Here is a 16,182-nt window from a genome sequence, read left to right as displayed (position 1 = left end):
CATGTTTAACCGAAGCCGTCAGATACTCCTGAATAACCGGTGGGCCCTGCTGCTGTTTCTGCTCTGTATGGTTGTGTTTATCACTTTTCCTGAAATCGATCTGTTTATCGCAGGACTGTTTTATGACCCGCAAACCCAGCAGTTTACCTATAACGACAACCCTATAATTCAGTTTATCTATCGGTTGTTTGCGATGATCCATATCCCGATTCTGCTCGGGCTGATCTTTGCAGGCCTGATGATCAGGTTTAACAAGCTAAAGCTAAAAAACTATCGTAAGTGGAGCATCACCTTTCTCTTAACCGCCCTTATTTTAGGCCCCGGATTACTGGTAAACACGGTTCTGAAAGACAACTCTATCGGTCGTGCACGCCCGGTACAGGTGGAAAATTTTGGCGGCGATAAGCAGTTCACCCCGGCATTCGTATACTCTGGCGCCTGCAGTAGAAACTGCTCGTTCGTCAGCGGCCACGCAGCAATGGGCTTCTACTTTATGATTCTGGGATGGCTATTCAGCTCACGGCGGGCATTCTGGGGAGGCTGCATGGTGGGGGTTGTACTCGGTCTGACCCGCATCGTTCAGGGGGGACACTTCTTCAGCGACGTACTGTTTGCGTTCTGGGCAGTCTACTTTGTTATCTCACTAACGGGGGGGCTGTTTGGCTTCAGACACCCGCTGCATAATACCTCCCAGTAAGTACGATCACTCTCCTGCGGCTTCAGCCCACGCTATTAGCGCCAAGGTTTTCAGCCCGCCTCATTGTCACACAACTGCACGCTTACCTGCTGCACGATGGGAAAAACTGCCGGGCCATACTGATTAAAAATAGCCACATCGGCAGCATCCCGGCCATAGCCCAGGGTGACATATCCCCCTTTACGGGTTAGCTGATTAAACTCGTACTGAGTGGCATCAAAGGTGTACCAGCGGCCACCGACGTAAGCTTCAAACCAGGCATGCAGATCCATCGGATACAACTCATGCAGATAGCCCACCACCATCCGCGCGGGGATACACAGGCTGCGGCACAGGGCGATACCCAGATGCGCCAGATCGCGGCACACGCCAGACGGCTGTTGATTAACCTCCTGTGCCGATAGCAGCAGATCACTGACACCCGGCTCATAACGAAAACTGTTCCGCAGCCAGGCTTCGATTGCCGCCACCTGGTCATAACCCGGCAGACAATCAGCAGTGATCTGCGTCGCCATCTGACCAAAACGGTCTGACTCACAATAACGGCTCGGCAGAAGGTAACTAAGGACCGTATCAGGCAGGTTCTGCACCTCAACAAAAGCCGCTCCAGGAGCCCGATCAAGGGTATCGGCAGTCATTACCCGGGCTGATGTATGGATCGAAAAGCTACCGACCGGGGCGACAAGACGCTGACACAGGTTGCCATAATTATCGGTAAACTCCATCACCGGCAGACTTGGAACAATCTTATACTCCTCCCGGGCGATCCATTGAAGAGCGCCACTGCGTGGACGCAGCATCAGCACGAAGGGGGTGGGCAGAGAGATGTCGAAAACAAGATCACAGCTCGTTTGTAACCACATATAACAATCCTTGCGGTTGATATTAGCGAAATTTCTCAAACCACCATTGAGCCTTTACTCAATACCTGGATAAGAAGCAATAATCTTAGTTTTGCAGCCTGCTGACATCGACTGAGACACTCAATTTCTGACTTTTCCCCCCATCAAAAAATACCCCTTTTAATGGCGAGACATCGCCATAATCCCGCCCCCAGGCAGTGGTGATATGGTGTTCAGCAGGCATATTGTTATTAGTCGGATCAAACTCAAACCACCCTTCACCCGGAGAAAAGACAGCAAACCAGGCATGTGAGGCATCACTGCCAACCAGTTTTTCCTGTCCTGGCGGCGGCAAGGTTTCCAGATAGCCGCTGACATAACGAGCCGGAAAACCTAACGAACGCAGGCAGCCAATCGCCAGATGAGCAAAATCCTGACAAACGCCGCGCTTGTTCAGCAGCACCTCATCGAGTGGCGTTGCAATACTGGTGGACTCCGGGTCGTAGGTGAAATCGGTATAAATTCTCTCGGTCAACTCACGTACAGCTGAGAGCAGCGGTCGATTGCTGCCAAAGGAGGCGCGGGCATACTCTCGCAGCGATGACGCCGTCTTGATCATCGGTGAATTAAGGACAAACTCCCGGGCTTCCAATACTGGCAGCTCACGACTCTCCTGCAGCGCCAGCAGCGCCTGGGCACAGGTATTACCGAAGTCCAGATCAAGCTCGCACTCACGGGCATACTTACTCTCATGCACACGAATGACGGAGGTGACATCGATCTTCAACTCCCGATGGGGCTGTTCCAGCGAAAAGAAATAGGCTTTATTGCCAAAATAATCGCTGCGCTGCTGCCCCAGTGTGTGGGCTGGGGAGATCTGAATCTGGCTCTCAGTGCAGCTTTGATACTCAGTATCCCGGGGTAACAGGTAAGCACGGTTGTAACACAGCGTCACCGGCTTTTCATATTCATAATGGGTGATATGACGAATGCGATAGATCATAGTTCCTCATCCCAATCGGTGCGCACAAGCTGCTGGTGCACCTTGATCTGATCAAAGTATTTAGTGCTAATCTGGTTAGAGGTTTCCTGTAACAGATACTGCAAACGGGCCAACAACTGATCCAGCGCCGCACGGGTCATGGTTTTGGCATCTGCAGCGACCAGTGCATCCAGTGAACTCAGCTGAATTGCAGAAGAGGCTTCAAGCATAAAGCGATCCTCCTCTGCCAGACCAGCCCCATGGACAGAGGAAGGCAAGACATCCAGATGACGGCGCAACTGATCAACCTGATAGAACACTGAGCGTGGGTTACTGCTGTCATGCAACAGCAGCTCTAAGCCCTGCGACATATCACTACCGGAATGATCACGGCGACGGAAGGTTATCAGCACTTCAGAACTTAAGAGTATCGACTCAAGCACCTGTAATTGCTGATATTCAGGCAGTACCGGCACCAAAGAGGAACGAATCAGAGAGAGCCCCTGCAGCGCCTTTTCTACCCGCAACCCCATATCGATAAAGCGCCAGCCAAGGCCTCGCACCATACTTTCCTGCCATAAGCCTGACAGCGCCAGCAACGTGGTAACCAGAGGATCGAGGGCCTCTTCCGGAGCCGCCGTCAAGCCCTGCTTAAACGCATCAGCCAGGCCTGCCAGCTCATCCCTCAGATCGTTAATAACCCGCTGGGTATCCGCCGAAAGCATCTCGCGAACCTGATCGGAACACTCCAGCAAGGCGTTCAGGTTTGCGGTAATACTACCACTGCGCTTGCCATCCAGAACGACCGCCAGCAGCTCCGCTTCCGGTTGCGAGGTGGTTGTCGCATCTGACAAGGTAAATCCCGGATAGGTCGTAGTCACCTGAGTCACGGTTTGTAACAGCACCTGGCGTGTCTCTTTTGGCATATGATAGGTGCTGTTAAGCTGCACAAACACAGTCCGGAGTAATCGCAGCGCCGACTCAGCACGGACCGCATAGCGGCCCATCCAGTAAAGGTTTTCAACCACCCGGCAAGGGAAGGCATTACGGGGCTGCGTTGGAGCATGAGCCGGAGCCTGTAGCGGCCGGGTTTCAAGCAGAGAGACTTGCTTCTCAGGCTCTGAAGCCAATATCCAGGTATCCTTACTGATCGCTCCTCTGAGGTTACTCAGGTTAAGGCTGTCAGCCACATTACCTACCCGGGTCAGGCCGCCAGGCATAACATTGTACGAGGAGTTGCTGGCAACAGAGAAACCGCGCAGAATCGAAGGTCGGGGTAATAACTGGCTGTCTTTCCAGGACGGCGTGGTTGATGGCCGGATATATTCCTGGGCGACAAACTGCAATGGTTCGTAACGGATCTTATCGATCAGAGCCAGACGGCCTTTCTGATCCAGCGAAGAACCAAAAACACTCTGTTCAGAGGGTTTGCGGAAGCAGGTTTTAATTACCAGTTTATCAATATTTTCAATTACGTAGGTGAGGTCCTGTGGATCTCCGCACCAATAGGTTTTCACCGAAGAGAGGAGTGGCTCTCGCCCCAGAAAGTGATTAGCAATCTGCGGCAGATAACGCAACAATGCCGGATTCTCCAGAAACCCGGAGCCCATAGGATTGGCAACGATCACACGCCCGGCACGCACCACTTCAAGCAACCCGGGCACCCCCAGACGGGAATCACTTTTCAGTTCAACCGGGTCACAGTAAAAATCATCAACCCGGCGCAGCACCACATCGACCCGCTCCAGTCCTCCCAGCGATTTCATCCACAGATACCCTTTACTGACCCGCAGGTCGCTGCCCTGCACCAGGGGAAACCCCAGGTAGTTGGCCAGATAGGTGTGTTCGAAATAGGTTTCGCTGTAGGAACCCGGGGTCAGAATAACGATGCGCGGCTGCTCATCAGTGATTGCGCTGGCAAGACTGTTAAGTTTCAGTCGCAATGACTGAAAAAACAGTGACAGGCGGTGCACATGGCTGTCGCGGAACAGCGAGGGCAGTACCCGGGACATCACCGTACGGTTTTCCAGAGCATAACCGGAACCACTGGGTGCCTGAGTGCGATCACCAATGACCTGCATGCGGCCTTGATGATCACGTACCATATCGGTTGCATGCATCACCAGCTGATGTTCACCAGGTAATGACAACCCGTCACAGGCACGCAAAAAGCCGCCATGGCTATAGAGAAGTTCTGGCGGCAAGATACCCAGACGAATCAGCTCTCGCGGACCGTAGAGATCCTTCAGTAGCAGATCCAGAAGCTCGGCCCGCTCCTGTAAGCCTGCTTCGATGCCAGCCCACTCTTCACTGGAGATCAGCGCAGGCACCGGATCGAGCTGCCAGGTTGTACCCGTTGGCGAACCGCTGTTATAGGTTGCACCATCATCACGCAGAATGCGCTCAGCCTTTAGCTGACGCTCATGGATCCCCTGAGCACCCAGAGTTTTCAGGCCATCAAGCAGATACTGCCAATGTGCCTGAATCTGTGACTGGTCTCCATAGACCTCATCGTATCCAGAGCCTGCTGCTGAATACTGCAACCCATCAAGGTTTTCTGCGGCTCGTTTTTCCATCGGGTATCGGTACCAAAGTTATATCAGGCTGCATAGTATGACATGACTTTACTACGTTTCCATCTGTCTGCGCAGATCAAGGGTATGCGGATACTCATTTGTAGGCATCTCCGCAGGCGGCGCCATCGGCCGTGGCGGCGCATTATTAGCAAAGAACTCCCGGATACCCGTGAATTCCGGCATATGAGTAGTCGCCGGAGGTGTTGGCGTATGTTCTGTATTGCCGAAACGGTTGATACGCCGGGATTCGGCTTCGAAAGCATTGATCGGGAAAGTTTCATAGCTGCGTCCACCGGGATGCACCACATGGTAGCTACAACCACCGATGGTTTGTCCGTTCCAGGTGTCTATCAGATCGAAGATCAGTGGCGAATGCACTCCGATAGTCGGATGCAGTGCCGACTGCGGTGCCCAGGCTTTGTAGCGTACCGCGGCGACAAACTCTCCATGGCGCCCGGTAGAACGAAGCGGGATGCGCCGACCATTACAGGCCAGCACATACCGGTCTGGCGTCAGCCCTTCCACTTTAACCTGCAAACGCTCAACGGAGGAGTCAACAAAGCGCGCAGTACCAAAACTGCCGACCTCTTCACCCAGTACATGCCAGGGTTCGATTGCCCAGCGCAACTCAATCCGGACATCATCAATATTAACACTGCCATAGTGAGGGAAGCGGAACTCTTCAAACGGTGCCAGCCATTCCTGCTGGAACGGAATACCATGATCCTGCAGATCTTTAACCACTTCACGGATGTCAGACCAGACATAGTGCGGCATCATAAAGCGGTCATGTAGCTCTGTACCCCAGCGAACCAGCGGCTTTTTGTACGGCTCCTGCCAGAAACGCGCCATCAGGCAGCGAATCAGCAACGCCTGCACCAGCGCCATTTGCGGGTGCGGTGGCATCTCAAAGCCTCGGAACTCCAACAGTCCCTGACGCCCGGATGACAAACCCGGCGAATAGAGTTTATCAATACAGAACTCAGACCGATGGGTATTACCGGTAATATCTACCAACAAATTACGCATCAGCCGGTCAATCAGCCAGGGCTGATCAACAATACCCTCGGGCATCAGATCAAAAGCAGTTTCCAGCTCATAAAGCATCTCTTCCCGGCCTTCATCAACACGGGGAGCCTGACTGGTAGGGCCGATAAACATACCGGAAAACAGATAAGAGAGTCCCGGATGATGCTGCCAGTAGGTAACAAAGCTGCGCAACAGATCAGGGCGTCGCAGGAAGGGGCTGTCAGCTGGGGTGGCCGCTCCCAGAGTGATATGGTTGCCACCGCCGGTGCCGGTATGACGACCATCAAGCATAAATTTCTCAGCGCCAAGCCGTGACAAGCGCGCCTCTTCATAGAGCATCTGGGTATTATCAGACAGCTCCCGCCAGTTATCAGACGGATGAATATTCACTTCGATCACGCCGGGATCAGGGGTCACCTTAAAGCAGCGCATACGCTCATCTTTTGGGGCTTCATAGCCTTCAATAACGACAGGCACCTCCAGCTCTGCGGCAGTGTCTTCAATCAGCTCAACCAGTGCAATGTAGTGTTCCAGGTGATCAAGCGGCGGCAAAAAGAGATACAGACACCCTTTACGCGGCTCAATACACAGGGTGGTGCGCACCACTTCCACGGGGGTCGTCACGTTATCGACCGATTCAGACTGACTGGCACAGGCCAGTGCTGAACTCTGTCCAGCATCCGGCAATCCGCCAACCGGTTCAAACGGATCGCGCGCATGATCCCGATAAAGCGCTTCATCGGTCATCAGCGGCAACGAATTCAGCGGCAGACGCAGGCCGATAGGAGAATCACCCGGGATCAGCGTCAGCGTATCACGACGCAGCGGCCATGGGCTGGAGCGCCAGTGCTGGGTTGTATAGTTCCACCCCAGAGGCAGACAGTAACCAACCGGCTTTTCCAGCCCCTGAGACAACAGCTGTGCCAGCTTCTTACGTTCCAGATCATCTTTGAGATCCGCCTTGAGGGGATCAACATTCTCCGGCAGCGCCTGTTCTTTCCAGAGGTAATAAAGCGTATCTTCGTAAGCAGGCATCACCCGCTTAGCAGGCAGCCCGGCTTTCTCAGCCAACAGATGAGCAAACTTTTTCGCGGTTTTACGGGTGACACCATAATCTTTATCAACCCGCGCCAGCAGTTTAGAATCACGCCACAAAGGCTGCCCATCGGTACGCCAGAAACATCCCAGCGCCCAGCGGGGTACCTCTTCACCGGGATACCATTTACCCTGGCCATAGTGCAGCAAACCACCGGGGGCGAATTTTTCCCGCAACCGCAGCAACAGATCTTTTGCCAATCGGAGTTTATCGTCACCCAGCGCTTCGGTATTCCACTGCGCGCCATCCATATCGTCAATCGATACAAAGGTGGGCTCCCCACCCATGGTCAGCCGCACATCCTGCTCCAGCAGTTGCTGGTCGACTGCCGCACCTAGCGCCTCAATGCACTGCCACTGCTGTTCAGTGTAAGGTTTGGTGACCCGTGGGTCTTCATGGATACGGGTGACTTCATTACTGAATGAGAACTCCACCTCACAGGGGTCTATCCCCCCGGCGATGGGCGCTGCCGATCGTGGTGAAGGGGTACAGGCCAGCGGAATATGCCCCTCTCCGGCAAACAGCCCGGAGGTCGGATCGAGCCCGATCCAGCCCGCCCCGGGAATAAACACCTCACACCAGGCATGCAGATCGGTGAAATCGACCTCAGTTCCGGATGGTCCATCAAGCGCCTTAACATCCGCCACCAGCTGTACCAGATAGCCCGATGCAAAACGCGCCGCCAGGCCCAGGTGACGTAGTATCTGCACCAGCAACCAGGCAGTATCACGGCAGGAGCCCCGCTTCAGCTCCAGCGTCTCTTCACTGGTCTGTACACCCGGCTCCATGCGGATATTATAATCGATTTCACTTTCCAGCCGCTGGTTCAGATACACCAGAAAGTCATTGGTGGGCATCGGTTCACGGGGCACAGAGTGAACCCACTCCTGAATCAGGGGGCCGTTGTCGACGATCTCCAGATAGGGCTTAAGCTCTGAAAGCAGCTCTTTCTCATAGGTAAACGGAATCTTTTCAGCATACTCTTCAAGAAAGAAGTCGAACGGGTTGATCACCGTCATATCAGCAATCACTTCAACTTCAACACGCAGATGATCACATTTTTCCGGAAACACCAAGCGGGCGAGGAAGTTACCAAACGGATCCTGTTGCCAGTTAATAAAGTGATTTTCCGGACTTATCTTTAACGAATACGCTTTGATCGGTGTCCGGCTATGTGCCGCCGGGCGCAGCCTGATGGTATGCGGCGACATGTTCACCGCTTTATCGAAGCGATACTCAGTAATATGATGGATTGCCGTTCGTATGGTCATTCGGTACCCCGTAGATCGATATAAAACCAATTCTGGATATAGCAAGATTAACTATACCGGGTTGCGCTGCAACTGATGAAATTCCAGTTCAGCCCCCCAGCATTTACAACCTGAGACCCATCATCGCCGTTCATTATGACAAACTATAATGGTTTACATCATAGTGGTTCCATTCAACATTAACAGCATATGCCAATAATATCTGACACTGGCCAGCCTGCCGAAAGGCTTCTGCACCACAAAAGGGCGCCACTGTTTTGTCAATAACCGCTAAATGCCCATTTTCAATAGAACCGCACTCAAACAGCGCATCAACAACAAAGGTTTCAACTATATGCAGACTAGAGCAATAAACAGGCCAGAGATAACGGTTTATTCGAATCACCGCGCCAAAGCGCAACAACACCAAAGTGCCACTTAAACCGTTTTAAGCGCAGAGAATAATATCGCCGGGGTGCGGACAGACCGAAACGTTCACTGTATTATCACCTCTTACCTCCATTCAGCCTTTTCACCTCCCGAACGGATTCAGCATGGACCAGAAAGTCACCCTGACAGCCACGCCATTAATAACCGTTGTCATCGGCTGGACTCTGCTATCGATGTTGCTTATATCACTGATTGTAGCCCTGACCCATGAGCTACCAGGCTATATTGCTGGCATCCCGGTATGGTTTGCAGTCATCCTGCTTATTCGCAGACAGAAACGCAACCAACTGATTCAAAGCGCTATTCTGTTTATCCTCGGTGCCAGCGGTCTGGCGATTGGGGTTTACAATGGGGTGGATAACCGTTACCTGATAAAAGCGCTGGAGGCTAACCAACTCATCATCGCTATGCTGATCAGCGTTAGCTTTTTGCGTATCGTGGCGACACGCAGCATTCAAACTGACGAACAGCTACCCTCCGGTCGTAAAGCGATGCTGAGAACTCTGTTGGGTACTCACCTGATCGGTGCCGTCATTAATATTTCATCGATCATGATCGTTGGCGACCGCCTGAGCGCTCAACGCCCACTGACGTCGCTGCAGGGGTTAACGCTGTTACGGGCATTCAGTATCTGCGCCTGCTGGTCCCCTTTTTTTGCTGCCATGGGCGTCGTTCTGATCAGCGCTCCCGGCGCTCAACTCAGCACCCTGATGCTCTATGGTTTACCCACCGCACTGATCGCCCTGCTGTTAAGCGCCTGGCAGATAGGCCGCCACCCTGATGCAGCGCAAGCCCGGGGGTATCCGATGCATTTTGGGGCACTCTGGATGCCTCTGCTGCTCGCTATACTGGTCATCATTGCTCACCATTACCTGCCACAGCAGTCAGTAATAACTCTGGTCACCCTGATTGCAATACTCTTTACGCTGACCTACCTGCTACTACTGCAGCCGCGCAACTGTTTCAGGCTGCTGAAAAACCATATCCACGAAGGGCTCGCCAAGCTCGGCAGTGAAATCACCCTCTTCCTCGCAGCAGCAGTGCTTGCCTCTGGAGTCGCAGCACTGCTGGAATCGATGCAGATACGCCTGGCACCGGATCACTTCACCGCGCCAGAAGCCTGCCTCACCCTGCTGGCACTGGTTGGACTAGCCCTGATCGGTATGCATCCGGTCACTTCCGCAATTTTAGCTGGCAGCATCCTGATGCCCAGCGTCGGCGATCCCAACCTATTAGGCATCACCCTGCTGCTAAGCTGGTCGATCGGCGTTGGGCTCTCACCATTTTCAGGCGTACAACTAAACCTGCAATCACGCTACGGCATCTCTGCGATAGCATTGATGAAACTCAATAGAATCTACGGCCCAGTAATGATCGCAACAGGGTTTGGAGTGATTTGGGGGTATGTCATATTAACCCATTTGGATTAATATGAAGAACTTATGACTGATAACGCAACACGACCGACCACTTCGCATTTAGCTTTTTTGTGTAAGCCAGTGTGACAACTTTCTCCCTAAGAAGCTCTCAAGAAACACTACTTCACTCAAAAATATATTTTCTAAAAACAATCGATCACCCTCACTCATCGGCTGCAGGTATTGAATTGAATGTTCCAGCCTTGGTTCAACTTGCGAATAAAATCCACTACTCACGCCAATGAAATCACAAATTTCAGACAAAACAGAGGATGGATCAGACTTTAAGTCCTCACTCAAAACAAACAACAGATTCTCCATTGGGAAAAATCTACAAAAACGCCGAATCTGCTCAGAATAAAAGCCTCGATCAATATAAGAAAAAACTCTATGCTGCAGAGGCAATTTTGATTTACACCTATCTTTTTCACATCTTATTGCATCACTAAAGCTAAGAGATTCTTTGTTTTTACTTCTCTCCATATTCCAATGAGAATAAGCTCTATCGATAGGATTCCTTAACAAAAAAATTAGCTTAGCTTGAGAATTATACTCCCAAATTCTTCTTGCCGAAGGCTCCCAATACATATATATAGGAGTAGCCTCTCCTCTTACTTTATCTTCATGAAATGACTCAAAATGGTCGTGATATAACTGATAATCAACCAAATCATCTTTAAAAAACAATTCATTATCGAAAAAGTGAACTTCTTTACGAAAAGATAATTTTATTTCTGGATGACTTCGAAGATATCTGAATAAAGCTGTAGTCCCCCCTTTTTGAGCACCACAAATTATAAAGTCGACCTTACTACTTTCACTCATCCTATATCAAACCCTAGCCTATAAACCTTTTCAATGTCACTCACATCAAAGCAGTCTTTTCCATGCTCCATCCAACGGCCTATGGACTCCGGAGTCTCGACCAAATCATTAACGATGTGATCTTTTAGCTTGAAATCAACAAAATTTTCAAGAGAAAACAGCTCACTATAATCTCGACAACAAAGCTTTTCAAAACTAATTCTATGAATCTTATACCTTTCAGACAGTCCGTCTAAATATTGATCAATAGCCAGCCAATACTTTAAGGAATTAGCAGGAGATCTATTATTATTTATGTTGAAGAAATCAGCATAAAGCCCCAACTGTCTTTGATTTTTTGAAAAAGCCATATCCAAAGGATGCCTATAAACATATATAACTTTAGCTAAAGGATAAAGCTCAAATATTTCGGGCAAAAAAAGCAAAGACCTAGGTGCTTTCCACCCAAATACCGTCGAATTTAACTGAACATCAAATATTTTACTGAGTTTTTCAAAAGCTCGCCGAAGGTTTTTTGAATGACTAGAATTATTCTCTTTTATATCAACCCATTTTCTTTTTGCTTCACGAACATCTTCCTCTGTCCAATGGTAAAAATAACTTTTTGAAAACAACTTTAAATAATATAAATTGCGACTCCTATTTCCTGGACGTTGACAGTACATCCAGAAATTAAAAAGCAAACAGTCTCTCGCCGGGTTATGCAAATCCCCCATATACACATTATGTCGCTCTAAAATATTAGCCACCAAGCGCGTTCCACTACCGCCAATTCCACAAACAACTATAGGGCTAGGATTATTCATACGACAAAAGCTTTTGATAAACTTGTGAAACATCTGATGGTAAAGAAAGTCGACGAGTCACACTCTCATCAGAGACAGTCACTAACCCTTCCTCATAAAAGCTACTAAAGTCATTAGCAGGTAATGATAAATATTCTGCGATACCTTCAAGTTTTTCTATATACTCATCGCGAGGTAAATCAAAATTAATAAGCTTTATATCATTAGAAGTGCAAACCTGCAACAAACGCTTATTATAAGCGACCCAAACCTTCAAACCATTCTCTAAAGACAATCCATTTCGTTTAAATAATGACTCCGCTACTTTCACAGGATGACGATAGGAGCCCACTAGCTTAACTTCGAAATCATCCCCAAGAATTTTTAACCATTCTTCTATAAAAAATAAAGTTCTGGGATCTTTAAACCCCCAGACAGGCTCTCCTTTAAAAAGCTCTAAAATATTAAAAATCTTTTTATCATACTCAGGCTTCCATACTATCTCCTCAGGAGGATCAGACCATTTACCACCATTTTCTATAAAAATAGATTCATGAAATCTAAATATTAAAGGACTTTCTCTATTTCCTTTTTTATTAAAAGGAGAATAAGTTTTAACCTCTCCTAAAAAAACACCAAACTGTTCCAAACTTCCAACCAAACAACTGGTACCACTACGATGCATACCAAGCACAATAACAACCACTGGTTTATTTTCTTTGTTTATCGAAGAATGCATCACGATGATTTCCAGAATACGAATAATAGTCAAATATATTTAAAAGAGACAAATGCCTATGCACAACCTCGGTAGAAATAGCGGATTTATAACCTTCTTTTATTGTTCGAAAATGAATCTGCGTATCTCTCCCAAATCCAATTTTCTCATAGACTTTTTTCCTCAACATTAACAAGCGCAATGGAGGGTTATGAGGAGAAATAAGAGACTCACTTGTATCATAACAGTCTCTCATAGGCGCTTTGGACTTTATCAAGAAGTCTAGATCACTTTCATCAATACCTGGCCTTATTTCTTTTGCAAACCCTTTAGAAACAAAGTCATCCTGATAAACTCGAGACCCTACAATTCCAAGCTTTTCATCTAAATCCATATATTCAGTAAACTTGGAAAGCCAGCAACTCTCTTTGATAGGCATAATTTCGATATCTGACTCTATAAAAACAAAATAATCGCCTATCTCATCCCAATATAAATCAACTAACTGTTTTAACCTAAACGGATCATTTTCCAGGCAACTATATACTTTATAGAAAAGACCTCTCTCCTCAAAGGAGGATATAACACTTCTTACCATAGGATCATTCGAGTTATTATCAGCAATAACAACCTTACACTTAGCTTTAGTATTTCGAAAAATACTATCCAAGCAAACCCATAAATAAATGGGCCTATTCCAGGAAAGGATAAAGATTATTGGCACTAAAGAATCTTTCCCAGCAGAATCACTTCTAATAAAATTCTCTCTACAATCATCCAACATAATAAAAACCATTCATCTGATAATTACATTAAAAGCCTAACATTAATCTACAAATCATTCTATTCCTGACAAATATATAGCATAAAAATCTTGACCAAAGACTAAACCATCAGCATTAAAACTAACCTAAAGACATCAAACGAGCAGATAGACAGAAATTTCTTCACTGTTGCAACCCAGATTATACATACTGTTAAACAAGCACTCAAAAGTGCAATCTGCCACATCAAATATAATATCTATCAGCACCAGAAGTCGAACATCAATGTATCCACCTTACCCAAAGCTGAGCAAAACGTTTCAAAGGGGGATCAAGTAGATTGCGACTACTGTCACTATATTATCTAACGCTGATATAACTGAGGTTACAGCATCGCTCCATGTCTGCACCATCACCACCTTTGCCAAAAAGCACCCGATCAGATTTAAAGTCAGCAAGTAATAATCAGAGATATTAGTATTCAGAAGGATAGTCAGAGGCGTAAAAACATGCGGATGCTACAGGAGAAAGGAGAAAAATGGTGCCGGCACCAAGAGTCGAACTCGGGACCTACTGATTACAAGTCAGTTGCTCTACCAACTGAGCTATACCGGCACGGTGGTAAGCGGGATTACTCGGCTTCGCCTCGCCCTTCGGGCTGTCGCTTCGTTCCACTCACTCCCGACCAACAGGATCTGAAACCGGTAACAGAAGGCTCTCAGAAGCCCTCTGAGAGACGACCTCCAGACCTCATATTGGTAGGTTTAACGCCGCATTCCCGTCACAGCGCATTTTTATGCCGCACTGTGACCAGAGTGTGGCCGTTAATGATCACTTTTTATATCAATGCTCATTGAGCTAGACTACGACACTTAAAATTGTCGAAATAACGCTTAACAACAAAATGACAGCTACTTGATAAAATTTCGATGCAGTTTTTTTGGATTGCACATTAGCTTGTTCCAAAGCCTCTATCCGTGCCTCTAACCCTTCTGGCCCAGGCTGATCCTGATCTGCCCCTTTGTGTAAACCGACCGCAACAACTGCGGCCCATACGGAACCTAATAACGAGAGCAAGGCGGCTTGAATTGAGTAATAATCGGTACCAGCGAGCCTTGTATCATCTGTCAAGGCATAAAGCCCGATGATTATCGTGCTCAATAAGATTAAGCCAGCAAAGCAAGATAGCCAATTAAACCCACTTTCTAATTTATAATCCCACCAGATAACTAAAGCCTGTGCCATACACCCAAACAATACAGCAATCACCATCACTACATCAAAACTCATTTCAACTCCTTGAATTTAAAAAGGAAATCATCCTACCTTTTTGCAGACAACGGTTAAAGCATTTATGAGCGAGTCATCATACTTTGTCGTTTACACCAAGATCCAAAGGATAAGCGTCCACAGTGATTTATGTGGGCACTGCGACCAAATTGAGACGGCTTACTGAAAGATCACTCAGTTCCTGAAGATCTTTGGGCTTCCAAATAATCTTCAGCCTTTTTTCTCAATGCTGCATGTATTTCCTTGCGTATTACCCTAGCCATTTCACGGTCTAAAAAACTCTGGGCCAAGTCATCACAACCATCCCTACCCCACCTAGATAACAATAAATCGTCAGCGCGAAGGCCTTCCGCAAGGTTGTAGTGTGGTTTTACCCTGCTTCCACGGTCTGTCAATTAAGTGCGTTTGGAGCTAACAGCCTGCCACGAATCAGCATTGGAACAATTTCATCATCGATGATTACAAAAGTAGAAAGCTGATAATGATTGCCTATGTTACTTGCAAGAATTGGCTGACCACTCCAATGGCTTGGCCAAAAGCGAGGAGTAGCAGTTTCGTAGTTAATTGTAAGTTCTTCATGGTGGCTTCTTGTTTGGAGACGACCATGAATGACTCCGGTTGGGTATGCTAGAGGAAGGAATAACTGCAATTCACCCATAGCTATAGAAGGGCTTGATTCACAAGTATGAGTGTTCCAATCCGTTGTTAATTCATCAAACGAAGCGCATAAATTCTGAGACTGGAATATATATAGGGGTCGCTGGCATTTAATGCAGCATCCATTTTTTTCTGAGAATGATAAGTGCTGAAGGTAGAACGATTTAAGATCAGAATTTTTGGAGGTGTGGCTCAGTGGTGCGGCATTTTTTCGACCTGGGGCGCTCCAAATCAGTCTCTTGGTTCTTTTGTTTGATTGATGGACGCTTTGAAAATTACATAGCTGGTTTTCGTCATCGTTTCTTGGATTTTCAGTGATTGGAATTATTTTTTGGGGGAGGCATTGAAGGCTTCCTGTTTGATCTCTTTTGGGCTGTTTACTTGGTTCCCAAACCGATGCATCAGCACGAATAGCGTCTTCAACTAGCAGCTCTACGGCCTTTCCGGCAGCAGATTTTAATGATTCATCATGCTTCTTTCCCTTTATTCGGTTTTCTAGATCTAGATATTCATCTACTGAGCCTCCTGCCGCTTTACCTAGATGGATACCCATTTGAATTAAAGCCCAGACAAGAAGAGCAATACCTACCAAGAAAAGTACAGCAATAACTGGCAATGCATCATTTACATCTACGAGAGCAACAAATACCAAGCCTATTACAACAACTCCAGTAATGACAACGAGTCCAATAAGGGCCCATGTTCGAAGGGTTTTGCTGACCGCTAGTAGAAACAAGACTAAAAAGATACCGATCAAAATGTGCATTCTGATTCCTACTGTATTTTGATTATCTCTTTATATT

Annotated in this window: 12 protein-coding genes and 1 tRNA gene; 2 read left to right on the top strand and 11 right to left on the bottom strand. The window is 47.8% G+C overall.

The genetic code is table 11. The features are described from left to right. Position 1 precedes the first annotated feature (1 nt). Positions 2-697 (top strand): phosphatase PAP2 family protein, encoded by a 696-nt coding sequence (locus ACQY8X_RS06150; RefSeq protein WP_428034268.1) that lies wholly within the window; start codon positions 2-4, stop codon positions 695-697. A 50-nt stretch (positions 698-747) separates the two neighbouring features. On the opposite strand, the gene ACQY8X_RS06145 is transcribed toward ACQY8X_RS06150, so the two are convergent. The 4 genes from ACQY8X_RS06145 to ACQY8X_RS06130 form a co-directional block, all read right to left on the bottom strand. After that, positions 748-1,560: a transglutaminase-like domain-containing protein gene (locus tag ACQY8X_RS06145; protein WP_428034267.1), complete on the bottom strand. Its 813-nt coding sequence runs from the start codon at positions 1,558-1,560 to the stop codon at positions 748-750. Between the two features lie 85 nt (positions 1,561-1,645). Beyond that, the gene (locus ACQY8X_RS06140) at positions 1,646-2,542 is read right to left on the bottom strand and encodes a transglutaminase family protein (RefSeq protein WP_428034266.1); all 897 of its coding nucleotides are present in this window, start codon (positions 2,540-2,542) and stop codon (positions 1,646-1,648) included. Then, a complete protein-coding gene (locus ACQY8X_RS06135) occupies positions 2,539-5,097 on the bottom strand; it encodes a circularly permuted type 2 ATP-grasp protein (RefSeq protein WP_428034265.1) in 2,559 nt (852 codons plus the stop codon). Before ACQY8X_RS06135 ends, ACQY8X_RS06140 begins: the two co-directional genes overlap by 4 nt. Before the next feature lie 51 nt (positions 5,098-5,148). Continuing rightward, a complete protein-coding gene (locus tag ACQY8X_RS06130; protein ID WP_428034264.1) occupies positions 5,149-8,493 on the bottom strand; it encodes a DUF2126 domain-containing protein in 3,345 nt (1,114 codons plus the stop codon). 533 nt (positions 8,494-9,026) lie between these two features. Between ACQY8X_RS06130 and ACQY8X_RS06125 the strand changes: the two genes are divergently transcribed. Continuing rightward, positions 9,027-10,352, top strand: a complete 1,326-nt coding sequence (locus tag ACQY8X_RS06125; protein ID WP_428034263.1) for a hypothetical protein — start codon at positions 9,027-9,029, stop codon at positions 10,350-10,352. A 48-nt stretch (positions 10,353-10,400) separates the two neighbouring features. On the opposite strand, the gene ACQY8X_RS06120 is transcribed toward ACQY8X_RS06125, so the two are convergent. The 7 genes from ACQY8X_RS06120 to ACQY8X_RS06090 all read right to left on the bottom strand — a co-directional run bounded on the left by ACQY8X_RS06120 (position 10,401) and on the right by ACQY8X_RS06090 (position 16,145). Continuing rightward, positions 10,401-11,165: a sulfotransferase domain-containing protein gene (locus ACQY8X_RS06120; protein WP_428034262.1), complete on the bottom strand. Its 765-nt coding sequence runs from the start codon at positions 11,163-11,165 to the stop codon at positions 10,401-10,403. Then, entirely contained in the window at positions 11,162-11,971 is an 810-nt protein-coding gene (locus ACQY8X_RS06115; protein ID WP_428034261.1) for a sulfotransferase, read from the bottom strand. The genes ACQY8X_RS06120 and ACQY8X_RS06115 overlap by 4 nt, the downstream gene beginning before the upstream one ends. Then, entirely contained in the window at positions 11,964-12,692 is a 729-nt protein-coding gene (locus ACQY8X_RS06110) for a hypothetical protein (RefSeq protein WP_428034260.1), read from the bottom strand. The genes ACQY8X_RS06115 and ACQY8X_RS06110 overlap by 8 nt, the downstream gene beginning before the upstream one ends. Then, a complete protein-coding gene (locus tag ACQY8X_RS06105) occupies positions 12,661-13,452 on the bottom strand; it encodes a glycosyltransferase (RefSeq protein WP_428034259.1) in 792 nt (263 codons plus the stop codon). The genes ACQY8X_RS06110 and ACQY8X_RS06105 overlap by 32 nt, the downstream gene beginning before the upstream one ends. Positions 13,453-13,971: 519 nt before the next feature. Continuing rightward, positions 13,972-14,047, bottom strand: a tRNA-Thr gene (locus ACQY8X_RS06100). A gap of 243 nt (positions 14,048-14,290) precedes the next feature. After that, entirely contained in the window at positions 14,291-14,722 is a 432-nt protein-coding gene (locus tag ACQY8X_RS06095) for a hypothetical protein (RefSeq protein WP_428034258.1), read from the bottom strand. A 391-nt stretch (positions 14,723-15,113) separates the two neighbouring features. Continuing rightward, positions 15,114-16,145, bottom strand: a complete 1,032-nt coding sequence (locus ACQY8X_RS06090; RefSeq protein WP_428034257.1) for a hypothetical protein — start codon at positions 16,143-16,145, stop codon at positions 15,114-15,116. Positions 16,146-16,182 lie beyond the last annotated feature (37 nt).

It is taken from the genome of Amphritea sp. (genome assembly GCF_050300915.1).
GTDB lineage: Bacteria > Pseudomonadota > Gammaproteobacteria > Pseudomonadales > Balneatricaceae > Amphritea.
Note: the sequence above shows the minus strand (reverse complement) of the source record. Positions and strands in the feature narration are given on the sequence as shown.